General features: G+C 50.6%; 22 protein-coding genes and 1 tRNA gene. 8 read left to right on the plus strand and 15 right to left on the minus strand.

Features of this window, described 5'->3' with window-relative positions:
* Positions 1–239: 239 nt before the first annotated feature.
* Positions 240–374 (minus strand): hypothetical protein, encoded by a 135-nt coding sequence (locus JJD41_RS25525; protein WP_255547440.1) that lies wholly within the window; start codon positions 372–374, stop codon positions 240–242.
* A gap of 433 nt (positions 375–807) precedes the next feature.
* Between JJD41_RS25525 and JJD41_RS24205 the strand changes: the two genes are divergently transcribed.
* Together JJD41_RS24205 and JJD41_RS24210 are read left to right on the plus strand one after the other, a co-directional pair.
* On the plus strand, positions 808–3,723 hold the full coding sequence (locus tag JJD41_RS24205; protein ID WP_200670442.1) for a calcium-translocating P-type ATPase, PMCA-type: 2,916 nt from the start codon (positions 808–810) through the stop codon (positions 3,721–3,723).
* Positions 3,724–3,908: 185 nt separating this feature from the next.
* Positions 3,909–4,136: a hypothetical protein gene (locus JJD41_RS24210; RefSeq protein ID WP_234489154.1), complete on the plus strand. Its 228-nt coding sequence runs from the start codon at positions 3,909–3,911 to the stop codon at positions 4,134–4,136.
* A gap of 44 nt (positions 4,137–4,180) precedes the next feature.
* On the opposite strand, the gene JJD41_RS24215 is transcribed toward JJD41_RS24210, so the two are convergent.
* The 4 genes from JJD41_RS24215 to JJD41_RS24230 all read right to left on the minus strand — a co-directional run bounded on the left by JJD41_RS24215 (position 4,181) and on the right by JJD41_RS24230 (position 8,429).
* A complete protein-coding gene (locus tag JJD41_RS24215; protein WP_200670444.1) occupies positions 4,181–4,984 on the minus strand; it encodes an Rpn family recombination-promoting nuclease/putative transposase in 804 nt (267 codons plus the stop codon).
* 69 nt (positions 4,985–5,053) lie between these two features.
* Positions 5,054–6,634, minus strand: coding sequence for a lysine--tRNA ligase (gene lysS / locus JJD41_RS24220; RefSeq protein ID WP_200670445.1), 1,581 nt, complete (start codon positions 6,632–6,634; stop codon positions 5,054–5,056).
* A gap of 162 nt (positions 6,635–6,796) precedes the next feature.
* The gene (gene mazG, locus JJD41_RS24225) at positions 6,797–7,624 is read right to left on the minus strand and encodes a nucleoside triphosphate pyrophosphohydrolase (RefSeq protein ID WP_200670446.1); all 828 of its coding nucleotides are present in this window, start codon (positions 7,622–7,624) and stop codon (positions 6,797–6,799) included.
* Positions 7,625–7,826: 202 nt separating this feature from the next.
* Positions 7,827–8,429: a metal-binding protein gene (locus JJD41_RS24230; RefSeq protein WP_200670447.1), complete on the minus strand. Its 603-nt coding sequence runs from the start codon at positions 8,427–8,429 to the stop codon at positions 7,827–7,829.
* A 46-nt stretch (positions 8,430–8,475) separates the two neighbouring features.
* On the opposite strand from JJD41_RS24230, the gene JJD41_RS24235 reads away from it, so the two are divergent.
* Positions 8,476–8,547: transfer RNA gene (locus JJD41_RS24235), tRNA-Val, on the plus strand.
* A gap of 290 nt (positions 8,548–8,837) precedes the next feature.
* On the opposite strand, the gene JJD41_RS24240 is transcribed toward JJD41_RS24235, so the two are convergent.
* The 5 genes from JJD41_RS24240 to JJD41_RS24260 form a co-directional block, all read right to left on the minus strand.
* On the minus strand, positions 8,838–9,122 hold the full coding sequence (locus JJD41_RS24240) for a hypothetical protein (protein ID WP_200670448.1): 285 nt from the start codon (positions 9,120–9,122) through the stop codon (positions 8,838–8,840).
* A 242-nt stretch (positions 9,123–9,364) separates the two neighbouring features.
* Complete coding sequence (locus JJD41_RS24245) at positions 9,365–9,601, minus strand: photosystem II protein, Psb35-related (RefSeq protein WP_200670449.1); 237 nt, start codon at positions 9,599–9,601, stop codon at positions 9,365–9,367.
* Between the two features lie 55 nt (positions 9,602–9,656).
* Positions 9,657–9,827, minus strand: coding sequence for a photosystem II assembly protein Psb34 (gene psb34 / locus JJD41_RS24250; protein WP_200665110.1), 171 nt, complete (start codon positions 9,825–9,827; stop codon positions 9,657–9,659).
* 237 nt (positions 9,828–10,064) lie between these two features.
* Entirely contained in the window at positions 10,065–10,886 is an 822-nt protein-coding gene (locus JJD41_RS24255) for a pentapeptide repeat-containing protein (RefSeq protein ID WP_200670450.1), read from the minus strand.
* 61 nt (positions 10,887–10,947) lie between these two features.
* Positions 10,948–11,739: a tryptophan-rich sensory protein gene (locus JJD41_RS24260; RefSeq protein WP_200670451.1), complete on the minus strand. Its 792-nt coding sequence runs from the start codon at positions 11,737–11,739 to the stop codon at positions 10,948–10,950.
* A 185-nt stretch (positions 11,740–11,924) separates the two neighbouring features.
* On the opposite strand from JJD41_RS24260, the gene JJD41_RS24265 reads away from it, so the two are divergent.
* From JJD41_RS24265 to JJD41_RS24275, 3 genes are all read left to right on the plus strand, one after another.
* Positions 11,925–13,394 (plus strand): hypothetical protein, encoded by a 1,470-nt coding sequence (locus JJD41_RS24265; protein ID WP_200670452.1) that lies wholly within the window; start codon positions 11,925–11,927, stop codon positions 13,392–13,394.
* Positions 13,395–13,658: 264 nt separating this feature from the next.
* Positions 13,659–14,162, plus strand: coding sequence for a hypothetical protein (locus tag JJD41_RS24270; protein WP_200670453.1), 504 nt, complete (start codon positions 13,659–13,661; stop codon positions 14,160–14,162).
* Positions 14,163–14,397: 235 nt separating this feature from the next.
* Positions 14,398–15,696 (plus strand): TolB family protein, encoded by a 1,299-nt coding sequence (locus tag JJD41_RS24275; protein ID WP_200670454.1) that lies wholly within the window; start codon positions 14,398–14,400, stop codon positions 15,694–15,696.
* 374 nt (positions 15,697–16,070) lie between these two features.
* Here JJD41_RS24275 and JJD41_RS24280 read toward each other — a convergent pair whose 3' ends face one another.
* The 3 genes from JJD41_RS24280 to JJD41_RS24290 form a co-directional block, all read right to left on the minus strand.
* A complete protein-coding gene (locus JJD41_RS24280) occupies positions 16,071–16,586 on the minus strand; it encodes a hypothetical protein (protein WP_200670455.1) in 516 nt (171 codons plus the stop codon).
* A gap of 59 nt (positions 16,587–16,645) precedes the next feature.
* A complete protein-coding gene (locus JJD41_RS24285) occupies positions 16,646–17,311 on the minus strand; it encodes a methyltransferase domain-containing protein (protein WP_200670456.1) in 666 nt (221 codons plus the stop codon).
* Between the two features lie 170 nt (positions 17,312–17,481).
* Positions 17,482–19,692 (minus strand): DUF3854 domain-containing protein, encoded by a 2,211-nt coding sequence (locus JJD41_RS24290; protein WP_200670457.1) that lies wholly within the window; start codon positions 19,690–19,692, stop codon positions 17,482–17,484.
* Between the two features lie 489 nt (positions 19,693–20,181).
* Here JJD41_RS24290 and JJD41_RS24295 point away from each other — a divergent pair, with 489 nt between their 5' ends.
* Complete coding sequence (locus JJD41_RS24295) at positions 20,182–20,565, plus strand: hypothetical protein (protein ID WP_200670458.1); 384 nt, start codon at positions 20,182–20,184, stop codon at positions 20,563–20,565.
* Between the two features lie 206 nt (positions 20,566–20,771).
* On the opposite strand, the gene JJD41_RS24300 is transcribed toward JJD41_RS24295, so the two are convergent.
* On the minus strand, positions 20,772–21,344 hold the full coding sequence (locus JJD41_RS24300) for a pentapeptide repeat-containing protein (protein WP_200670459.1): 573 nt from the start codon (positions 21,342–21,344) through the stop codon (positions 20,772–20,774).
* Between the two features lie 123 nt (positions 21,345–21,467).
* Positions 21,468–22,109 carry a hypothetical protein gene (locus JJD41_RS24305; protein WP_168571956.1) on the minus strand — a complete coding sequence of 214 codons (642 nt, stop codon included), beginning with the start codon at positions 22,107–22,109 and terminating at the stop codon, positions 21,468–21,470.
* Between the two features lie 773 nt (positions 22,110–22,882).
* Here JJD41_RS24305 and JJD41_RS24310 point away from each other — a divergent pair.
* A complete protein-coding gene (locus JJD41_RS24310; protein ID WP_200670460.1) occupies positions 22,883–24,619 on the plus strand; it encodes a serine/threonine-protein kinase in 1,737 nt (578 codons plus the stop codon).

The raw sequence follows: 24,619 nt of genomic DNA on the forward strand, positions 1-24,619 counted from the left end.
GGCGATCGGAATGGTTTTATGTGAGAATTGCGAGGTTATATTCTGTATTTAAAACGCTTGGATTTGACAGATTAAGGTGAGAAAAACGCCGGATTTTTCCGAGCGACCTGGTGGGGCGATCGACGCTCGCCCCCAAACCTAAAAAATGATTGCAGCAAACGGCGCCGAACTCGTCGATACAGGGCCGAGACGATCGCACGGAAAGATTGCCAGACGAAAAGAGAGGAAATCACGAGTTTCTACCACAACGGCTTAGAAATGTATTCGCCGTAATACAAACTAAAGCGCCAAAACGTTTTCGCATACTCGATGAATTTATCTAAAGTATGAGAAAGTTTGGAAGACGGGAGGTGATGAACTTGAGGTTTTAACATAGCGACCTCCTCAGAGATGCGAACGCATTGAATCATGTTGATGGTCGAAGGGAACGGACAGAGGCAGTTCGGCTCAATTGTTACCCGCACCGTTGAAAATCTTAGCGACTGTATGGGGTGCAAGGGCGCCCGCGATCGTCCGGCGGTTCCCTGTTTCTATTGTAGCGACTTTTTCAGAAAGTGACGTTACACTTTCCCCGCTCGATCCGCCTCGTGTTTTCCCCGAAGACTTCCCCAGGCAGCAACCCATAAAAAGAAGATTTTAACATTTTGCCATCTGTCCCCCCTGGCTCGAATCTACAATCTCAAATAGATCTCTTGTAAAATAGATATCTGGCAAAATTCTAAAAGCCACCCTAAAAAACAGGGCTATCTTTCTCTAAAGATACAAGCCGTCTAATCTAAAATCTAAAATCTAAAATCTAAAATATTAATGCAACAGCAAACACGCTCGATCGCCCGGTTGTACGGACTGACTCAAGCTGAAGTCGAAGCCCGTCGTCAGGAATTTGGGGCGAACATTTTGACCCCACCGGAACGAACCCCCGGCTGGAAGTTATTTCTCGAAAAGTTTGAAGATCCGGTCATTCGGATTTTGACGATCGCGGCGATCGTGTCGATCGCCATCGGCTTTTTTAACGACAGTTACCTCGAAGGAATAGGTATTATTACAGCCATTTTCTTAGCGACAACAGTGTCCTTTGTTAACGAATATCAAGCCAATCGAGAGTTTGACATTCTCAATCAAGTCAGCGACGAAACGCCGATCCAAGTCATTCGCGAAGGGGAATATCTCACCGTTCCCCAAAAAGATCTCGTCGTCGGCGATTTAGTTTTATTAGAAAAAGGGGATGAAGTTCCCGCCGATGGAGAGGCGATCGAAGCGGTATCGCTGCAAGTGGCGGAAGCGAACTTAACCGGAGAACCCCCGGTGAGGAAATTCGATCGCCGCACCGCCTCCAGCCGTACCGATGAAGGTCGCACCTATCCGGCGGACCAATTATTGCGCGGGACGATCGTCATGGAAGGACACGGAACGATCGAAGTGACCGCCGTAGGCGATCGCACGGAAATCGGACAGACGGCGCGTGCTGCCGCTCAAGAAACCGACGAAGAAACGCCGTTGACGCTGCAACTGCAACGGTTGAGCCGCGCGATCGCCGTCGCGGGGTTATCCGTGGCTCTGTTAGTAGACGTGGCGCTGCTGGTGCGCGGGGTGGCGATCGCCGAGTTAAGCTTGACCGGACAACAGTGGTATGTCGTCGGCGTGCTAACCCTTGCCGTGGCGATCGCCCTCGTGCGGATTTGGCTGCCGATCGCCTACGACGGCTTCGAGTTTGCCGGATGGACCGACCGACGCCCGGAGTGGTTGGAACGAGACACGGCGGCAGAATGGTTGAAAACGGCAGCGATCGCCCTCTCATGCTTGGCAATCGGTCTCGGAGTCGGCGCGATCGCCGGATTTTTGCCAGAATCGGGGACGCCGTGGTTACCCGTAGCCGCCGCGCGATCGTTGCTGACCTACTTCACGATTGCCGTGACCATCGTCGTCGTCGCCGTTCCCGAAGGCTTGGCCCTGAGTGTCACCCTCAGCCTCGCCTACAGTATGCGTAAAATGACCAAACAAAATAACCTCGTGCGGCGGATGCACGCCTGCGAGACGATCGGCGCCGCCACGGTGATCTGTTCCGACAAAACCGGAACCATGACCCTCAATCAAATGCGGGTCGCCCACGCCGAGTTACCCGACCCCAACACCCCCGTCGGTCGTCATCTGGTCGAAGGCATCTGCGCCAATTCCACGGCTCACCTGCACCGCCATCCCGGGGAAGCCAGCCAACCGTTGGGCAATCCCACGGAAGGGGCCCTCTTACTGTGGTTGGAAGAAAGAGGGATCGACTACGCCACCGAACGCGACGTCTTCGCGACGATCCAACAGTGGACGTTTTCGACCGATCGCAAATATATGGCCACCTTGGGGAGTTCTCCGAGTCGAGAATGTCCGATCTTGCACGTCAAAGGAGCGCCGGAAATCTTGCTCGATCGCTGCACCCGACAAATCGACAGCGACGGGACGACACGTGAGATCGAATCGGCGGCGATCGCCGCACAATTGCAACGCTATCAAAGCCGGGGAATGAGAACCCTGGGGTTTGCGTGGCTCGCAGATCCGCCCCTCCCCTCCGAGGCGAGTGCGAGGGAAGTGGCGATCGAGCAACTTGCCGAGAGCATGACTTGGGTGGGGTTCGTGGCGATCGCCGACCCGATCCGCGAGGACGTACCCGCCGCGATCGCCGCCTGTCAACAAGCGCAAATCGCCGTCAAAATGGTCACCGGAGATAACCCGACGACCGCCAAAGAAATCGCCCGTCAAATTGGGTTAGTAGACGATACCGATCCGCCCGAATCCTATCTCACCGGGCCGGAGTTTTCCCAACTCGACGACGCCGCCGCCCAAACTGCCGCCGTGCAGTTAAAAGTTCTTTCTCGCGCCCGTCCCGGCGACAAGCAGCGCCTGGTGAAAATGCTGCAAGCGGGCGATCGGGTGGTGGCGGTCACCGGAGATGGCACCAACGACGCCCCAGCCCTCAATCAAGCTCAAGTCGGTTTGGCCATGGGTCGCACCAGCACGAGTGTGGCGAAAGAAGCTAGCGATATTATTATCCTCGATCGCGCCTTTTTAACCATCGAACGGGCGATCGTTTGGGGGCGATCGCTCTATCAAAATATTCAGAAATTTATTCTGTTTCAACTGACAATTAATGTCGCCGCTTGTGGGATTGCCCTTCTCGGTCCGTTTATCGGCATCGAACTGCCCCTGACCGTGACCCAGTTGTTATGGGTTAATTTAATTATGGATACTTTCGCCGCCCTCGCCCTCGCCACGGAACCGCCGAACGAGAAAGTGATGGAAAGTCCGCCGCGCAATCCTCAAGATTTTATTATTTCTAAACCGATGGCGGTCAATATTTTTACTACGGCGTTTTTCTTTTTAACTTTTCTGACGGGCTTTTTATTATTCATTCAAACGGACGGCGCGATCGCCGATTACGACCTTTCTTTATTTTTTAGTACCTTTGTGATGTTGCAATTTTGGAATTTGTTCAATGCTAAATGTTTTGGGATTAACGAGTCCGTTTTTTCTCATTTATGGTCCAATCTCAACTTTTTGGCGATCGCCGCGATCGTCTTCGTCGGTCAAGTTTTAATGGTACAGTTTGGCGGCGAGGTATTTAGAACCGTTCCCCTCTCCTTGCGCGATTGGCTGGCGATCGTCGGCGGAACCTCGCTCGTTTTATGGGTCGGCGAACTCACCCGGGCGATCGCCCGTTTTCGCCTGCGCGTTTAGGGACTGCGTGTAAGGGACGAGGGCCATCGTTCTTCAAAACCTGACGATAAAGAAAACCTGACGATCAAGTAATAAGCTCAAACTTCATCTATTTTTACATCAGAATATGAACGATCCTAAACCTCCAAAACTAACTGAAGACGCCATTAAAAAGCTAGCCACGGATAAAAGTTACCGACGCTGTGTTGAGTGACCAAAAAGATATAATTAAAAGCTTGGAAAAACTGGGGAAACTTGGTATTCTCACTGATATTGCAATTTTAGAAAATCAGTCTCACTATCTCCAAGAGATCAAACGAATTTACGAACAGATTGGACAGGTGGATCTGTGGCAGGAATTGATTCAGAACTTGCGTTCCAAATATAGGCGCTTTTCTGCGTTAAACGACGAGCTAAACAAAGCAAATTTGTAGCTAAAAATTAAGGCGATCGCGCTGTCATGGGCGATCGCACAAACTTAAATTTCTAAAGTCTCTCGAACTTCTTCAACCGACAATTCTAAAAGTTCTGCAATTTCTTCGACACTATACCCGCGTTCTCTCATCTTCAAAGCGATTTTGAAAATTTTCTCTTGTAACTGCTGCAATCCCTCCTGTAATCCTTCTTCCTTGGCTTCTTGATAAACTTTTGTTTGTTTTAAACTGCCCAATCCCAACATTTTGCCGATCTCCTCGCGAGACAGTTTCGGTAACTTGTAAATAACAATCGTCTCTATTAATTCTAAAACATCACGGCGGTGAGTCGCCTCGGTAATTTCTTCTTGGGTTCGCGCGATCGATTGGCGGGCTTTTTCTGGGGTCTCCTCCTCGGAGGTGACAATCAATTTGACAATTTCGACACCGAGAGAGGTTTCCGTCTCTTCTCCCCATTCGTCGAGGTAGACTCGCGTAACGCGATCGCTTTCCAAAAGCGGACCGTATTGCAAGTGTTGTTCGACCTCAAACTGTCGCGTCGGATAGATCACTAACGCCGACCACGGATTCCCGATCGGTTTGTATTGCGACAAATAGAGAAATATTTGTCCGAAAAAACGGAAATAAAACCCTTCTTCTCGATAAAACTGAACTTCGACAAAATAGATCGGTTCTCCCCGTTGTGGAGATTTAGGAACGAATAATCCATCCAGGCGAAATGCAAGTTGTTTGAGTTCGACCGATTGAAATTCGTAGCGATCGGCTTCTGCTGGCGGACGACCGATCGCGTCAAAAATCACATCGGGAAAGATTTGAAATAAGCGATAAAAGATCGAATCGGTTTTCATTAATTTTAACTCAACAAAGAGGAGAGAGTGACTTCACCCCTCCTCTAACATGGATAAGATTAGGGGGAGTTACGAGATCGCCTCCTTCAGCGCGATCGCCTCTCGCAAGCGCCCGATCGCAAAAGACTTCTCTAAATACGACAGTAAATTCCCCGCTTTCGGTCCGCGTTCTTTCCCCATAAACGAGAGGTAAACCGCCGGAAATGCCACACCGGGTTTCATTTGCAATTCCTTAGACGTAGAGAATAAAACCGTTTGTAGGGTTTCTCCATCCCAACTCTCGGTATTTTCGAGATTTTCGATTAACTTCGTTAAATAGTTCACCTGTTCGTCGGTTAACGTTTGGGCTTGTTCCGGAACTTCATCGAAATAGAGAACGAGCTTTTCTTCCTCATCTGCATAATCGTCTAACCATTTTTGCGCCGCTTCAATACGACGGTTGACGACTTCGCGATCGAACTCACTCAAAGGTTGGGGCGATCGCTTCTCGACTTCCGCTTCGATATCAATATGAGGAATTTGCAGCAGAGAAATTAAGGTGCTCAAATCAAACGGCTGATAAGTCTTCACCTCATCCCCTAACTGAGCATAAAAGAGAGAGAGCAAATCTTTCGTCAGCGCCTCTTTTTCCCCTTCCCGTTCGTACTTTTCAATTAACGTATCGTAATCGCGGAATAACCGCGTAATCGTCTCGTAATTCGGTGCGAAGTTAATCACCGTCTTCGGTTGGGTTCGCAACATCAAGAAACGCAATAATTCCGGCGGTAGTAACTCGGCGATTTCTTTAGCAGAAGACCCGACCCCTTTAGAAGAACTCATCTTCGTTCCGTTCACCAAGATAAATTCATAAGGGGAATGATAGGGCGGTTTTTTATGCAAGACTTTGCGACAAATCGCGTTGGCGACATCCCGAGAACCGCCTTTCTGGGAGTGATCTTTTCCGGCGAGTTCGATGGTCACGCCGATAACTTGCCACTTCGCCACCCATTCGACTTTCCAAGGTAATTTTCCATTCCCGTCAAATGGCGAAATCCAACCGGAATGACCGCATCCTTCGACATAATTGGTGGCGTCGGGTTTGCAGGTATAAAAAACTTCTTTGCCGTTGTAATCGGTCACTACGGTGGTGGCAATTTTGCCGCACTTTTCGCAGATGACTTGAAACGGGTACCAATTATCGGGTCGTTCGGCTTTGCTGACTTCTTTGTAAGCTTCGCGAACGAGGTGGGCGTTATTGAGAAATGTGTCGATATGCTCGTTCAGTTTGCCCGATCGGTACAGATCGCGCAAGTAGTAAATTTCGGGTTTGACGCCTAAATAATCGAAAACTTCTAAGAATTCGCCCATGAAATATTTGGCGTAATCGCTGGCGTTGTCTCCCGGTGAGGGAACGTTGCACAAGGGATAACCGAGATAGGGCGAAAATTTGTCTCGATCTAGATATTGGGGAACGGTATCGAGGGCGTCGTAGTCGTCTACGCCATAAGTAAATTTAACGGGCTTACCTGCGTGTTTCAAGGCACGGTAAATGACGTCATGAATGATCACACCCCGCAAAGACCCCACGTGAACGCGACCGGATGGGGTTTTTGAATCGTTGACGATTTGTTCGCCTTGTGAACTTGCAGCGATTTTGTCAGCCCAAAACATACTCTAAGATTTAATTTTTAGAAAACTTTTCTAGTCTATCACGGTTGGTGGGGTCTGGCTTTTTATTGGCGGGGATTTTAGATTTTAGATTTTGGATTTTAGAGGGAGAGGTAACGCTTCTGTTGTTAGGGAAGGGGGCAAGATGGCCGCCCTACGGTGTTCCTATTCGCTTTCTACTTCCTGGCGTTTCGCTAATTCTCGTTTGATTTGCTGCCAAATGGTTTCGAGTTCTTCGACGCTGTAATCGCTTAAGGGGCGATCGCAGGCTTGTTCTAGTTTGGAGAAACGCCGGACGAAGCGATGGTTGGTTTCGTGAAGGGCCGCTTCGGGATCGAGGTCGTACCAACGGGCGAGGTTGATGATGACGAAGAGTAGATCGCCGAGTTCGGCTTGTTGTTCGGCGGGGGTTTCGTGTTTGAGGGCGTGGTGAAATTCGCCGAGTTCTTCGTGGAATTTCTGCCAAACTCCCTCGATACTATCCCACTCGAAACCGACATCTGCGGCTTTGCGCGAGATTTTCATTCCGGCGACGAGAGGGGGAAGGGTTCGGGCGTATTTTTCGAGTTTGTAACTGAGTTGTTGGGTTTGTTCTGGGGTCTGTCCTTTTTCCCGGGCTTTGATCTGTTCCCAGTTTTGATGGACTTGTTCGATGCTGTGGACTTCGAGGTCGCCGAAGACGTGGGGATGGCGGCGGATCAGTTTTTCGCCGATACCTTGGGCGATTTCGGCGAGGGTGAATTGGTTGGATTCGCTGGCGATTTGCGCTTGGAGGACGATTTGGAGGAGGAGGTCGCCGAGTTCTTCGCAAATGGCGCTTGAGTCTGCGGTTTTGATGGCGTCTACGACTTCGTAGGCTTCTTCGATGATGTAGGGGGTGAGGCTTGCTTGTGTTTGGGCTAAATCCCAGGGACAGCCGCCTTCGGGCGATCGCAGTTGGGCGACGACTTCGATCAGTTTTTGGAGGGCGTCGAGGGCAGGGTTGGAGGTCATGGGATTTTAGAGTTTAGAGGGTTGATTTTTGAGGATTGAAGATTGAAGTTTGTGGATTCTCGATTTTACGGGAATTCGGGAGGGACGATCGCCTGTTGCTGGTATTGTATCGGTTCCGAGTTCCTCTGAGTTCGGGCGATCGCCTCAATCTCAACTCCAAAATCTTCACTCTAAAATCTTCACTCTAAAATCTTCAATTCTCTTATCTTTTGCTGCTGCGTTTTTTGACAGAACGGGTCTGGCGGGGCGATCGCCGTTTGCCCTTACTGGCTTTTTTCGGGCGCTTCCACCCTAAAACGCCTTTGGCTTTCAAACGTTTGTAACCGGAGGAACACCAATCACTCAGGGAATGACTCAGGGCTCCGAGTTCCAACCCCAGCAATAGGGCGATCGCCTCGGGACTGTATTCGACCAGCGATCGCCCCGCGACTTGTTTGACCTCTCGCCAATCCAAATCGAGCTGAAATAACCAATAACTGGCGCTTAAACCAACAACGCCCGCCAGTAATACCCAAATGCTCAAATACAACACCCGCAGGGCCGTCCCGATAATCGGACCGTGGGAGAGAAACGAACGATGACGCAAACTTTTCTGATAGGGAATCCACAACCACCGCAACCACCCCCAACGCTGGAACTGGCAGGAGTAAATATCGAGGTCGGGACCGAACATCAAGCCGCTAAATAAAAAACCGCCCGCGACCACTAAGGTGAGGCTACTGTTGCGGGTTGTGCTGTAGGTGGCAATGGCGACGAAGGGCAACGTCCACAAGGTAATGCGATCGTGGGTGCGGCCTGAAGGCATGAAAATTTCAAGAAGTTATGTTAGAATGCAAATCGGCTCGGAAAACGGGCGGTTAGCTCAGTGGTAGAGCGCCTGCCTTACAAGCAGGATGCCACTGGTTCGAATCCAGTACCGCCCATATTTTAAATATCGATCTTTCTACGGTCGTCCATTGGTGTTTTTCGATCGTTTTTGGCTGGTTTTTGTAGGTCGGCGATCGCTGCAACACGAGGTTGTACGGTTTTTTTATTTTAGGGGCAATGTAAGCATTTACTTTATTCAGATAGAACGATCGCCAGAAGTCAAGGGGATGCGATTTCCCGAAAACCTTCCTGAAACATCACTGACTCAGGCAATTTATAGCCGTGGTAAATCATTCTAAAATTATCTAAAATCTTGAGATAAAGCCCTCAGAAATACGGCGTAAAATCAGCGATCGCCTTCCTCAATCGGGGTGGGAACTTCTGTTAATCCCCAGCGATCGAGTAAGTTAACTACGCCAATGGCGACGACTCCACCAATCGCCAAACCAATCACGAGCAAAATCACATACAACTGCCCAAATTGTTTTTTGGCGGCTTGATATCGCCGTTCGTCTTCTTCTGAAACTTCGGAAATTCTGTCATCTTCTGGCAGTTGGGTGCGATCGGGTAGTTCTGAGGTCGGTTGATGGGAATTGCGATCGCCAAATGGTTCTTTGGGAAACTGATTCATGGAATTTTAGAGTTTAGATTTTAGAGTTTAGATTTTAGAGTTTACAAGTGCGCTCCGATTGAGTTTAACATGGGGGGTCGGATCTAACAAATAAAACACATTGTATACTCATGCCTGATTTACAGCTCTTTTTCGATTGGGCGATCCCTAGGGATAATCGTCATTCAAACAAAAAAATAGCCCTCCTATTTTAAAGGAGGGCAAGAGAGTGAGCCCGAATTTAGTTGGTCTAACCGCCATCATTATTCAGGCAGGTTGTTACTGGCGTAAGCATCCATGCGGTAAGCCGGAACGCGATCGTTATAGTCGATATCTTTCCCAGTAATGGTTTTCGCCAGTTGCTCGAACGATTCCGAACGCCAGTTCCGTTCGTGGATGGGTTTGGTTTGTTCCCCTCGGAAATAAGCTTGGGTTCCGATGATGGCGACGGCGGCCCAACCTGCGATAAATAAGGCGATCAAAATAGTGAAAGTAGCCATAATTTAAGTCTCCGTGAATTGACAGTAATACGATGGTGATGCTGTGATGCGGTTTCTAACTGACCCCTGCCGCGACTAAGAGCAGTCCGGTAAACAAGAGGATGGAGAAGGCGCCTTGGAGCATGTAACGGCGTTGCTGGGCTTGAGAGGGATATTTAGCGTAATACATCTTCGGTTCGGTGGCGTAGTTGTTGAGGATGCCGCGTTCGTCGGTGGTGGTGTACATGAGTAGGAACTCCTTTCGTTTGCCTTGTTGTTAACTAATGTAACGCAATGTAAAGAAATATTACTGTGACTTGACAAGAAAAAACTCGTGATCTTTGTCACGAGGAGGGGAGGGAGTTGAGATTTGAGATTTTAGATTTGAGATTGAGAGGGTGGCGCTTGCGTTCTAAGGAGTGACTCGGTGAAGTGCAAGATGAGTGTTCCAGGGGCTTTTACCTGCCTTTTGCCTTTTGCGCACCTAACTATGAATGGTTCCATCGGGAAGAATGGCACCGCGCAAGTTGGCGCCTGTCAGTTTGACCATGATGCGATCGTTGGAGCCGACTTTGGCGCCGCGTAGGTCGGCACCGCGTAGGTCGGCGCCACTGAGATCGGCGCCGATTAAGTTGCACGATCGCAGGTTGGCTTTGGTGAGGGTGGCTTGTAGCAAGTTGGCTCGAAACAGGTTGGCGTGTTCTAAGGTAGCCCCCGTCAGGTTGATTTTATGGAGGAAGGCGTCGCTGAGATCGGCGTGGGAGAGGTTGGCATAACTTAAGTTTCTACCGGATAAGTCTTTTTCTTTAAAGTTGGCGCCGCGAAAGTCGGATCCGGCGAGGTCGGGTTGGGGAGATGGGGGTTTCGGCGGTTCGGAGGGATAACGATCGCCCGTCGGCGAGGGCGGTTGTTGAGAATAGGAATTGCGCTTGTACGTGGCGCGCGGGCTACTTTGCCAAGATTGACTTTGGGACGATCGCGCGTAGTCGGAATAAGGAGGACGGTAGGAATCGCGCGATCGCGCGTAGGTGGAGGACTGGTAAGGCGACTTGTAGTGAGGGCGTTTGGGTGGAGTCGCGTTCGCTTGCGGCGCCGTACCATTGCCGAGATGGGCGCGCAATTGTTCGCGAGCTTGATTGAGCTGTTTGAGTTTTTCCTCCGCTTTTTGCCTCAAGCGTTCGTTTTCTTTAGGAATGCGATCGGGATGCCAAATAAATACTAAATCCTTATAGGCTTGATTGATTTCTTCTTTAGACGCCCCCGGATCGAGATCGAGAACTCGATACCATTGCTCTAGATCGCTCATAGGCCACCCTCAATATGGCAGTACCAATGCTATATACCGTACTTTTCATCGACGTTGCGTTTCACCTGGCCTGAGAACGCTGCTGGATATCCCATAATAAAATAAGGGCGAGGGCGATCGCCTCTCCCAACGCCGTCGCGACAATGGCAAGGCGATCGCCGTGACGCACGGCAATGGCGACGAAAGCCCAGATAAACACCGCGTTAAAGGCCAGATCTCCCCGTTGTAAGCCGACGATCGCGGCGATCGCCCCGGCGATCGCTAACATCAAAATCGTCCACAGTTCCCCACTCAGACCGAACCCGCCCCAGTTGACATAATCTAGGGTACTGGCAATATTAACAATTGTCGCTACGCTAATCCAGCCTAAATAAATCGAGATCGGAACATCGACCCACCACCTCTGTCGCCGGGAGTGGCGAACGCGCCCGATTCCCAACTGTAGATACAGGACGATTAACGGCCCTAAAATCCCCAACATCGCCACGACGGAAAGGGCAAACCAACCCAATTGAAACAAAAACACCCAAACGATCTGCGACAAACTGGCTCCAACCATCCAATATCCTCCCCGTCGCAAGCGCGGATCGGCTTGCTGTTGGGGTAGGGCTTGATAAATAGCAAAACTAATTAAGCCGAGGTAAATCACTCCCCAAATGGCAAAGGCATAATTGGCAGGAATAATCAATACATCTCTAAATACACTGTTAGAAATGTCGCCAATACTTTGACCTTTTAAGGGAACGACATTCGATAAAACATTAATAGTAAAAGCAGCTAGAATCGCGGCTGCCGTTGCCCAAGTGCGGGCGCGATCGCCGCCAGTCACGGCAATGTTATTCGTTTCACTCATTTCTTTTACTCCAAAATCAACGTCAATCTCGCTCGCGATCGGGCAAAGAAGAAAATTTTAAATTTCAAAATCCAGATTTATCAAAACCTTAAAAACATGATTTCCATCTTATCAAAAACTTTAAATTGCCGTGATAGCATCAATTTATATTCATTTTATCGAGCCGCGAAGCTTCCTCAGCATTTATGAAAAAAGGGCTTTATTTAATCTCCTCGATCGCCGCCGCCGCCGTCGCCCTTGCCGGATGTGCGATTGTTAATCAATCCACTCCCGTTGCGGCATCTTTTGCCTTACCGGAAAGTGCCAAAAGCGAACCGTGGCCCGTCCAAAGCGGCTTAAAAGTGCAGGTCGTGCGCGATCGCATTCCCACGGTGGATCGCGTCGTTCTGGTTCCCGACGAAGCCACCTTTTTAAAAGCCATTTCCGAATGGAGTTTGCAAGGACGCTGGCCGATTTTAATCGAAGACGACACCTACACGCCGATGTTTTTGCGGCGCTTTCAAGCGGCGGAAGTCATTCGCCTGGAAGCCACGGGCGATCGCCTCCCAGAAGACCCCCAACAACGCCGCCAAGCCTTGCGCCAAGCGGTGGCGACGGCTTGGGAAGCTGCCGACCCGGAATCCTTACCCCAACAATGGCAAGCGCTCGGGTGGGAACCGCCAGGAGTGGCGATCGCCTCCGAGACAGACCCAGCTTGGCCTGCCGCCGTTGCCTTAGCCGCCGATCGCGGTCAACCCCTCGTCTTTCTCGACGGCGATTTCGGCACCGCTAACGACCAACTCACCCCCGATCGCTGGCAAGCTTTAAACGCTGAAATTGAACAAAAAGTCAAAGAAGCGGGCTATCCCTACAAAGACCTCGGCGACGCGATCGATACCGTAGTTCTGGCGCGCGAACTCGCCGTCAAATACCAACCCAGCGCCGACGAAGCCGAACCCCGCGCCGTGACCGACGGTTTGGGACGCCACCGCAACGGCGAACGCTGGGCGGTTTTCGGCTGGATCTACGGTTCCGCCGCGCGATCGCTCTATCAAGCCATGTCCTCGATCTTCCTCGATTCCGAAAATGCCCTGCTTTACGACAGTTATCGCAAGGAAGGGACTTGGCTGGAATACGAAATGACCGATGCAGCAGCGCAACTGCGTAATTTTGGCCTCAACGTCACTTTAGTCGAACGGCCCGAGTCTACCTTGGAAAAGTGGCAGCAATTGAGTGCGGACGATTGGAATTTCGATTTAGTTTGGGTCAATTCCCTCGGCGGACACGATACCTTTTCCGTCGGACGAGGCGAAGCCTCGGTCGATGATATTCCTACTCTACAAGTCCCGGCGGCGGTTCACTTCATTCACAGTTGGTCTACGGTCCGGCCCAACGATCTCAATACCGTGGCGGGTCGCTGGTTGCAAAACGGCGCTTACGTTTATGTCGGTAGCGTTCACGAACCCTATTTATCCGCTTTTATTCCCCCAAAATTATTAGTGCGGCGGACCTTGCGATCGTCGCCGTTGGCGATCGCCGCCCGTCAGTTAGAATCCGATCCGTGGAAAATTACGATTTTCGGCGATCCGTTGATGCGAATTACCCCACCGAGAACGAGGATCTCTACTCGCGAGTTTGCCGAGTTGCAAGCATTCGGACAAGAAAGAGGAAATTAAAACCGATTCTGTTCGCTCTTTTAATTTTCGGCAGTAACAGAGGCGATCGCGGGCCATCGCCCAAAATCGATTGTTACAATCCCGGAAGGAAAAACCATCATTTGGAAGTAGCGATCTGTGGAACTTAACAGCACGGTGGGTCTGTCGTCATAGTTATCGTTCGATCCGTTCGAGGAAGCAGCGAAATCCCGCTTTCTATTGCGTACCGATCGCGCGATCGCCTCCGCAAGACCTTGCTGCTCTCCTCAACACTGGAGAACTGCGATGAACCAACAATCCAATCGCCCAACCCCCCCCAAACAACCGCGTCCTCTCATTCTCGCCCTGATGTTAACCGGGGTACTCTTTTGGGATGCAAATTTTAACAACACCAATAGCGCGCGGGCCAGTCCCGACCCGATCCACATTGCCCGCAAACTGGTTAAAAATACGAGTACGATCCTCAAATATTACAAAGAAGTGATTCATCTGGATCTGGCGGTCGGCGAGGCAGTTTTTGCCGATCTGTCCGAGAAAACCGGATTGCCGCCGGAACAATTCGAGATTACCGATCGCCAGAAACGAGTATGGCCCGATCGCTGTTTGGGACTCGGGAGTAATCCGTCCCTTTGTCCGTCGGAAGCAGTGGAAGGATGGCGTCTGGAAATTTCCCATCGTTGGATTTATCGCACGGATCTGCTCGGACGGGCGATCGCCCTGGAAAATCCCGAAGCGTCGAAACCCTCTGCGGAAACGGACGATCGCCGGGAGAAAGAGGGGGCGAAATAGCTGATTGAATTTAAAAATGACTAAAATCACTGTAAATTGAGGAGAGAGCAGAGGTAAAAATCGACACCTTCCCTCTTCGATCTCCACTGTTGTCAAGGCAATCGGGCGATCGCCCCAGCTCTTTAAAATCTAAAAATCTAAACTCTAAACCTCTAAAAATCTAAACTCTAAAATCTAAACTCTAAAATCTAAAGTCTAAAATCTAAAATATATTCGATCGCAGGAGGATTTTGTCATGCCATTCGCCAAACCCTGCTCGATCGCCGTCAGTGTTCTCCTCGTCAGCGTTGCAGGGTTATCGTTGGCAGGATGTCAAATGCTTCATTCTTCAGCCGATAATACGATCGCTCTCGATCTCCCGGTACGCCTCGTCAGCGAACAAAATGACGATATTTTTTTGATCTCGTTACCGGACCCCCAACGGGACAATCCCGGTCGTTTTTCCCCGGAAGTGATTCGCATTGACGAGTCGGATCGACAACTTTATCCGGTCATTTTTCGCAAAACCCTCGACTATAGCGATTCCCTCACCGGGGAACTCCGCCAACTCAATTTACTCGGGTTCGACTCGCCGAACGGACGTCAGTGGATTGGCGATCCCCAGTACGAAAGCCCCCCGCTATGGCCGAATCCTAGGGATCCCTCGGTGCTGTTGTTTCAGCCTCACGCCCATCTCGGCAGTTTGTACGTCCTCGATACGAACCGTTTGGAGATTCGGGCGATCGGCGATCGCGAAGCCCTACAAAGCGCGATCGCCAAAAGACGCGCTTTACCCCCTTCTCCCCCGCCACCGAACTGCAAGGAATCGGAATGCGAGGCGCAAGTGAGTATTCTCTACTGGGCCGCCGATCCACGTTGGTCCCCTCAAGGCGATCGCATTGCGTTTACCTCGAATCGTGACAGTCTCGGTCGCGGCGATCTGATGCGGATCTGGCTGCTGGAATGGCCCGCCAATCGCGAAACGCGCATTGCTGGAACCGGAGACGAGGCGTTTCGCATGGTTGGCTGGACGGCGAACGGACGCATTCTAGCGTGGAAATACAGCCGTCAACCGGATACCCTGGTGGCGATTTCGCCGAGTAGCGGCGAGAAGGAAATTCTCCTCGAAGGCCAGTTTTTAGAGTTTCTCGCCCTCAGTGACGACTATAAAACCCTCCTCTATGTCAATCGTCCCCGCCGTCGGGATTCCGGTGAGGTCGGTTTGGCTAAAGTTTATGCTTTCAATCTGGAAACGGGCGATCGCCAATTGGTGTTTGCAGAAACGGAAACGGAACGACTCGCGGCGCCGCGCCCGGATTTTTCGGAAACGAGCGATCGCCTCGTCCTCGGGATTGACGACGCCGGAGGTCAGCCGAGCTTATTCGTTTACAATTTAGCGGATCGAACGGGACAGCGCGTCCATTTGCCTCCCGGTAAGCGCCTGCTGGCGACGGAACGCCGTTTGGAATGGGCGGGCGATCGCCTCGTGGTTCCCCTCGAAGATCGTGGCGATCGCCGCTTGAGTACCCTGTTGATCGACCTCGGCGACTCTTGATTGTGAACGACCCACGCCGATTCAAAAAATACAGCTTGGGCAACAACCCAATAGATGGCCTCCAAGCGAACTGATGAATCTTAGATCTAGGCGATCGGCGCTATCCTAGCTGAGATGTTTCATAATAAGCACGATCCATATAATACTGTTTTTCAAAAACAATGAGAGATATTGAAGGCTGAGAAAATAGTATAAAATATTTATAGACTGAATGCGATCGACTTCTAAAGAAGACTACATACAGCACTTAATATTAGCAAACTAATGAAAAACCTGTAGTTGGGGCAATCCTCCCGTGGTTGCCCCAGTAGCGGCGGACACGGGGACACCGCCCTCGTCGTAGATCTAATTGAGAAACGCTATATCGAATTCAATTAAGATGTCGCCAATAAATCAATTAAAAATGTTTTAGATTTGCGCGCTTCCGGCCAAAATCCAATTAAAGGTAAACCACAACCAAAAACAAACATTCCCAAAGGAATTAATAAAAATAAATAACTTTCTAGATCGAGCGGAATTGGTTCTTTTTGATCCGTAAAGAGGGCAAAAAGAATCCCCATTAAAAATATGGCTGGAACTTGACCGACCATGCTCAACCACACCAACATGAAAATCATGACGAAGGGATGTAGTTTCATGTTAATGCTAATTTTACTCCCGTTTTCGTTCGGTTCGATGCGTCCGTCGATGATAGGCAAAAACGAGTTACGATAATGAATAATTCGGCTAATTTTAAAAGAGCGATCGCCGATTTCCCCTTGATAGGGTTTGTCGGGATTTCCCCATCGCCAGCGAAAAGTTTTTGGGGGTTCGACCACCGTCGATAGCCGTTGGCGAACGGCGTCGGGATCGAGTGCAGTGACGATCGTAAATTGTTCGTGAGGAAACATAATAACATTGCCCTCCTACGGCGATCGCGTCCTCATATTCAATAATCGAGAAACTTACCTTAAAGCAGGAAATGAACGATCGCCATGCTGGCGGGAGGGTTCAGAGAGAAAGAGACGGTTTGCGTCTGAGAAACGGGGAAATTTTTTTCGACCTTCTCGATAAATTGGGGAATGTCGTGCAAGCAAATATCCGGAATCTTCTTCAATCGTTCCGGCGGCGAACTATTATGCAAATCATTCAAATAAATACTGATTCCTTTTTTAGCCAAACTAAACATTTTTTGGCAAAGCTGAAAATCGTATTCCTCCTGATTGTCTTGGCGGGAGGAAAATGTTCCTAAAGCCATCAGCCAATCAAATTGGCGATCGCCGAAATCATGGCCGAGAAATTCCCCATAAATCCATTCCGTATCCGGGCGATCGCCATAGCGTTCGACGGAGGTATCGTAAAAGGGTTTAAAGACTTCAATTCCCGTATATTTCCCGGAAAAACCCCGTCGTTCTTTTAAAAAATTAAAAAACTCCCCTTCTCCCGAACCGACATCTAACACGCTGTCAAAAGTAGACCAAGTTTGAGCGGGAGATTTAGAGCAGATGTTATAGACTTTATAAGCTCGTTCTGGAGAACTCCAACCGGAGGTCTGACCCATGACATCGACATAATTTTGATAAAATTTCTCAATGCGTCGGGCATCGGGTTTGTATGAACGGTGGCGATCGCTCATCGTTGAACTTCCTTTTTTATAAGAATGAGGGATAGATTTGCACCCCAGACCATCCCAGACTATCCCCGTAACAAAAGTTGTCTGGAATACGGGTAATATATCCTATCCCTCAGTGCAATCCAAAAGACAAAAGCACGTTCTCGGGGGCGATCGCCTGAAAGCCGTCGAACTTAAACCCGTTGAAACTGTTCGCTAGGGGTGGGAAGGTGGTTGTCGGTGACGCCATTGCGTAAGTGAATGCCCCAAAAAACTTGAGTGCGTTTCCCGTCGAGCACTAAGCCGTCCCGGCGCAATCCTTGCCATTCGAGATTGTGATTGGCGATGCGGGCGAGGTCTTGTAAATAGCGTTCCCGAGAGAAGGCGATCGCGCCGGATTGTTTACAAAATTCTTGATAGTGGGCGTAGAGTTCGACCACCGGGGTATAGGAATGGGGTTTGTTGACGAGAAATTCTTCCAAATGGGCGGCGGCGGAATTGGTTTGGACGCACAATTGCCAGGCTTGCAGTTGAAATTCGGGAATGTGAAAAATGCCGAGACCGCGCAGGACTTCGTTAATTTGGCGATCGCGCAAACTGAGGACGATCCAGGTTAAATGAGACAATTCACCCTCGATCGAGAGTTCGATCTGGGGGTCGCGTTGGTGTTTTTTGAGGCGATTGGGGAAAGAAACCAAGCAAGTGCGGCGATCGAGTCCGGTGGTATCTCCGGCAAAAATGGCCTGATTCGAGAGAATGACGATCGTGCCGTAAAACGGGCTGCTGGCGGGATGTTTGTAGATTTCCCGATAGGAAATATTATCGCCTCCGGTGAGGGCTTTGAGACCGCCAAAGCCGCCGAACTTGCGGTCTTCGTCGGGACAGACGACCAGTTGGCTGTTGATAATTTTGGCAATTTCGTAATCTTGGGACAGTTTTTTCAAACTGGAAGATTCGTAATTGCCTTTACCGACCATTTTTTGCAAGAGACGGGCGAAGGTCGATTTACCGCTACCGGGTTCGCCGACGAGGTGGACGAACATTTCCAGGTTGTAAAAGCGGCGGGTGAGGACGCCGTTGATAATGGCGAGGAGTTTGAGAACGCGCTTCGGGTCGCTGTCCATCGCCCACATCATATATCTATAGGTATGGGGGCAATATTGGCGCAGTTGTTCCAGGGGGTTGAGGGCGATCGCCCGCGCCGGAGGTTGGAGGTAGGCGCGTTTGAGGTGGGAGGTGAAGCGATAGCGGGGGTGATGTTCGAGGAGATTGGCGGTTTTGAGGTCTAAAATGCCGTTGTCGAAGGCGATGTAGCGCGATCGATCCCAAGTTTTCCAGTAGGGAACGGTCAGTTTGAGCTTGAGGATGTCGATCGTGTTTTTGACGTAACGGGCCGTGTCGAATTCGACATTACGGGCTTCGATTTCTTCAAAGACCATTTGGGCGAAGACGCCGTCGCGCAAGGTGTGCCATGCTTTGCCGTCGAATTGGCGCCAGACGAGTTGTTCGTCGTGAAAGGCCCATTTGAATTGGTATTTTTCGGCGATCGCCAAGCCCAATTCCCGAGGGGACGGGCGTTTGCGCGATCGCGACCGGGTCACCTGGGGCGGTTTGGTCTGCTCGAATTGTCGTTCCCAGGTGTCGATGTCGATCGTGGCGCCGATGACGTCGCGGATGAAGCGAGTGACGCCGTGGCGGTGGAGGTAGTCGTCGAGTCCTTTTCCGTCGCGCAGGTCCCACAGTCCGGTGAGACTGTAGACGGGGACGTTGAAGCATTTGAGTTGGCGGGCGAGTTTGAATTGAGCCCAATTGACTGCCGGATTGGTGGCGCAGTCGGCATCGAAGGCGATCGCGAAGCCGAAACCCGCCCGGGCGAGGCGTTCGAGTTCGGGGACTAGATAGCGTTTGCCTTGGGGGTCGGCGCTGGCGGAGGTCAGGCCCATTTCGACCCCGAGGAGGGCTACGGTGGGCAAGCCGTGGGCGCATCCGGCGATCGCTTTAAAGAAGCCTTCGGTGAGTAACAGACAGGGGTGACCGTCGATTTTAAAGGCAGTTTGTTTGAGGGATCCGACTTCCCAATAGTCGGGATCCTCGGGATGGCGCGGCAACATGGCATCGTATTCGCCGAGGGGCGATCGGTATTTGGGCGCCCGCTTGGAGGAACCCTCGGGCGATCGCCACGGACGGTCCGGTTTGAATTGACCTTGATAAGCGCTTCCTTGCAACCAAATCCCCTCGCTTTTCGCCGGGTAGCCCAACAGTTCCCCCGCTTCCTCGGCGCCGACCGTGCGACAGTTGGCGACAATCCAATCGGGATCGAGGCCCCGTTCCTCGACGCAGTAGCGATAGTGGCGATCGCTCAGGTCACTCAATCGGCGTGGCGTCGGGACTTGTTGAGTAACCATGCTTAACACTCCTTGGTTGGGATCGAGATTGCCAGGAGTGGCAAGTATATCGGATTGGGGCGGTAAAACTGAAGTATGGCGTCGCGGCGATTTTTGGCAAGACCCATTCGATTTTAGATTTGGGATTTTTGAGGGTCGATCGAGGCAGATTTACCCATTTTTGAGCCGACGAGGCACGTCTTTACTCGATCGCAGAGATTCTGGCAATCCTGGCGCCCCGTTTTCGGCGCCTTCGCGATCGTTTTACTCTTATTTTTGTGAAATTGAGTTACACTTTTCCCGAGTTGAGGCGCGCGTTTTTCCCGGGCGATCGCTTCAAAAGCCTTGTAATTTCAAGAGTGATGCGGCCACGTCCCCGGAGATCGCCCGAGAAGTGAAAATGTGACTGTCCTCGGCTTTGTTCAAAAATCCTTAAAAATACTGTTTGCTCGAATGCTTATAACCCAGTAAAATCTGGGTGAACAATCGGGGAAAATCGATAGAACTAGGATGAATAACCCTTTAGAATCTAGAGAACAACAACTGCAAGCGATCGAACATAATGCAGAGTTACTCGGCAAACTGGCTTATCAAGGGTACAAGAATTTTCAAGAAAAAGGAACCTTGATCGTTCTCAGACAGTTGGAGAAAAACAGCACGACCTTGGAAGATTGGCAATTGAAATATAAAACGATCCACCAACTTTCCTCAATGGTCAGCGATTGGAAAGAGTCGGGATTGCAAGAATTAATTATTAAATACAATCCGGAAACCTCAGTGATTTGTACGTTTCTCTATCCCAATGGAGCCCATATCAGCTATCATTTTTCACCGGATCCGCCCCCCCATGTTTTATATTCTGAATCTCTTCAAGGTCATTCAGATTTGAATTAAGCGATCGGCGATCGCCCCTCTTTTACAAGCGATCTTTTTAAGCCTTTAAATTGTCCGGTAACCCTGTAGAAAATCCTCGCTATTTCGCGCAATTCGAGTGAAATATCATAGCGAGGATTTTCGCATTTTCACAAGTTAACTGAGTGAAATAGGGTGAGATCGAATCGCGATCGATTCGGCGCCTCACTGCATTCTGAGGCGATCGCCTAGCGATCGAAAAATGCCCCTTGCCCTCTCAACTCCATTTCCAGATCTTCGCCAATTCCCTCAGTCAGCGAAAAATGGGTCTTATTGACAATGGCATCGGTGAAGTTGACTTCATTCAACTTCGCCCCACTAAAATTCGCCGCTTTCAAATTCGCCCGTTTGAAATTGGTATTGTTCAAAACGGCATCAATTAATTCCGCCCGAAACAACGTCGCCCGAGTCAAATCCGTATAGCTGAGATTGGCCCCACTCAGGTCGGCGCCACTGAGATCGGCATCGCTGAGGTCGGCGCCACTGAGATCGGCCCCGCGTAAATCGGCCCCTACTAAATTCGCCCCGATTAAATCGGCCCCACTCAGATTCGTCCCACTGAGGTTGGCGCCAATTAAAACGGCGTGAAACAGATTGACCCCTACCAGATTGGCGCGAAATAAATTCGCCCGAAATAACTGGGCCCGGAATAAATTGGCGCCACTGAGATCCGCATTCATCAATTCCGCGCGAAACAAGTCGGTATCGCGAAAATTCCGTTCTCCAGCAGCATAACGGGCTAGTAGTTCTGTCGTTTCCATAAGATTGCTTGAGTTCGTGTCAATCGGTACTGCCTACAATTGTCGCAAACTCACCGCGATCGCGCCGAATTGCGATCGCGTTTTTTTAGATTCTGTCTCCTTCTCCGGGGGCGATCGGAATTTTTACTCATTACTGCCGCTTCCCGGATGTTCCCGACCCGGTAAACTTTCCATCACCGCCAAAATGGCTCTCGACGCCGCCAAAATATCCCGTTCCTCCCCGCCGAGATAAAGCCGTCCGAAACTTCCCACCGCCTGAATTTGCAAAATATTAATCAATGCCGCTTTCTCCGCCTCATTCGCCGCCAACGCCGCATACGCCGCAGGTTGCACCTCGAACACGTAAAGGGTCTGTCCCGCCAAAATCATCTGACCGCGCCGGGTTCGGTTAATTAACTGCGTCTGGTGGGGGTCGATATTACGGATAATTTGACTCGAAACCACGCGCGGTTTCAAACAATCCTGACGTCGAACCCCCAGGGCGTCTAAAATCGCTTTCCCCGCCGTTCGGGTTTCCCCCTGCTTGCTGGCGTGGACTTCCAACAACCCGTACAACCGTTCCACCACCTGCACCCCGGGACGCACCACCGTCGATTTGAGCGCCACGTCGGTAATCCGATTAATTTCAATTCCAGGTGACACTTCTACCCACAACGAGGAATCCCCCGGTAAAGGCAAAAATCCCAGGGCGACCGTCCCCAAATACGCAGCGTGTTGCGGCTGCAAACTATCTAAAAATACATAACTTCGCAGTTCGATGCCCAAGGTTTCCGTCTCCGTCTGCTTGCATGGCGTGCAACCTTCGAGTTTACCCTGCAAGGGAGTCGCGAGTCACAAGTCCCTAGGGAGGCGATCGCACCGTCGGTCACAGCTTGCTCGAAGATTTTTACACTGAAGTCGTCGATCCCTAGAGTTGATGGCACGATCCAACTTATCCGACGCATCTGTCGGTTCCGGAAAGGGCAATCCTTAACTTGGAGCAGTTAAGGGCGGCGATCGCCCAAATCAGAAAATATTGGGGAAACTTTCACGGATTGACGACCAGCAATTTTGGATAAAAATCTATCGAAACTCGGCGAGTTCATTCTAAAAATTCTCCCTGCGATCGCCTCAGTTGAGCGGGCGATCGCTTCCTCAACAACCTTTCTCTAGCCTTTTTTTCTCATTCCGATCTCCACCCACTCAATCTCTCTTTTCCGTGTTAGTAAAGTCCTGTTTAAACAACGATAAACGAGAATCGAATGATTCAGTAATCGAACGTAGCAAACTGCTGACTTTTATGCTTTAAACTTAAACATATTAAAGTTTAACTCGACTGTTTTAAAAGATCGCATCTCTCAAATTTGCGATTCTCTTCGATCGAATGCAGTAAAAACTAAAAAACTCCCATATCCTTTACAGAATTTCTTTTTTTCTATAAGTTACTGTAGAATATTCACCCACTCGAACCCACGCACCGAAACTGTTGACTCTAGAAAACCCCTAAACCCCTATCCTAACTTGCCCTTCCGACTCCCTTCGCAAAATCACCCACGAAGATGAATCAAACCTTGCTTAACAATCGCTATCGCATTATCAAAACCCTCGGTTTTGGTGGGTTTGGAGAAACTGTTTTAGCAGAAGACACGCAAATGCCCTCCGGTCGGTATTGCGCGATAAAACAACTCAAAAGTGCAACCAGCGATCCGCAAGTGGCGATGCTCGTTCGCGATCGCTTCCGTCGCGAAGCGGCAATTTTGGAAGAATTAGGCGAAGAACATCGGCAAATTCCCCGTTTATATGCTTATTTCCAAGAAAATGAGCAATTTTATCTCGTTCAAGAGTGGATCGAAGGGGTCACCTTGAGCGATCGCGTCGCCGTGTCCGGACCGCTTGCCGAATCGGAGGTCTGTCAGCTTCTCGCCGATTTGCTGCGCGTTCTCGACTTTATCCACAGCAAACGGATTATTCACCGCGATCTCAAGCCGCAAAACGTTATTATCCGCCATAAAGACGGCAAACCCGTGTTAATCGACTTCGGCGCCGTCAAAGAAATTGTCGCGACCACGGCGGTGCAGCAGTCGGGCAGTGGCGCCACCTCGATCGTCGTCGGAACTCCCGGCTTTATGCCTGCGGAACAAGCGGCGGGGCGCCCGGTGTTTGCCAGCGATTTATATAGTTTGGGCTTGACCGGAATTTACTTATTAACGGGAAAAACAGCATCAGAGTTAGAAATAGACCCGCAAACTCAGGAAATTATCTGGCATCCGCAGCAATACTCCATTTCTCGCTATTTAGCGGCAATTTTAAACCGAGCCATTCAGTCCCACCCGCGCGATCGCTTTCCCACGGCCCGCGCCATGCTCGATGCTTTAGAAACTCGTTCGGCGAATGCAGGCCCCACCCAAGCCACGATGGCCGTTTCAGCGCCACCATCGACCGTCACACCCGCCCACAAACAGGATTACAAACCCTTGTTAATCGGCACGGCGATCGCCGTGGCGATTGCCTTGGGCATCGGGGTAGGAGCGAGCGGAATTGGCAGCAAACCGGAGCGATCGCAACCTCAAGCGACCTCGCAAGAGTCGGCTGCAACTCCCGATGCGAAAAGCCCTGTAACGACGAGTGTAGAGACATTAGAGCCAAAAACCGCGATTCGCAACCCACCGCAATACCGTCGCGAACCGGAACCCCAAACCGTGCGGGCGATCGCCCCCGAGGAAGCAGCCCCGGCGCCGGATGCAGCAGCAGCCCCCGAGGTCTACTCCAACCCAGAAACCGACGATCCCCGCCAGCAGCAAGCCCTTGAGGTCGCAACTCCGGAAGCCAGTGCGATCGCGCCGACCCCGCAAGAGGTGGAACACGCCGCCCCTTCGGAAACCTCGGAGCTCTCATTGACTCCAACCGATCCGATCGACGGAGAAAATCATTCCCGTCCTGCGTCCGAAGAACCCGAAAATAACCCCCGTCCTTCTCCAGAAGAGGCGATCGAAAACTATTATTCGACCCTCAACGATCGCAACTACCAAGACAGTTGGAATCAACTTTCTCCCGAATTCCAAACCGAATATCACGGTCAAGATCCCCAATCTTATAACGGTTTTTGGGAAGGGGTCGATCGCGTCGATATCGATCGCGTCGTGCGAACCGAACAGCAGGGCGATCGGGCGAATGTAGATGTCGAATTGAATTACGCTACTCCTGACGGCGGACAAACTTCAGAAGTTAGAAACTTCCAATTAATTTGGGATGAAAACAACCAAAAATGGTTAATTGACGACTCGAATCTGAACTAA

The sequence above is a fragment of the Oxynema mangrovii CENA135 genome (assembly GCF_016632315.1).
GTDB classification, from domain to species: Bacteria; Cyanobacteriota; Cyanobacteriia; order Cyanobacteriales; family Laspinemataceae; genus Oxynema; species Oxynema aestuarii.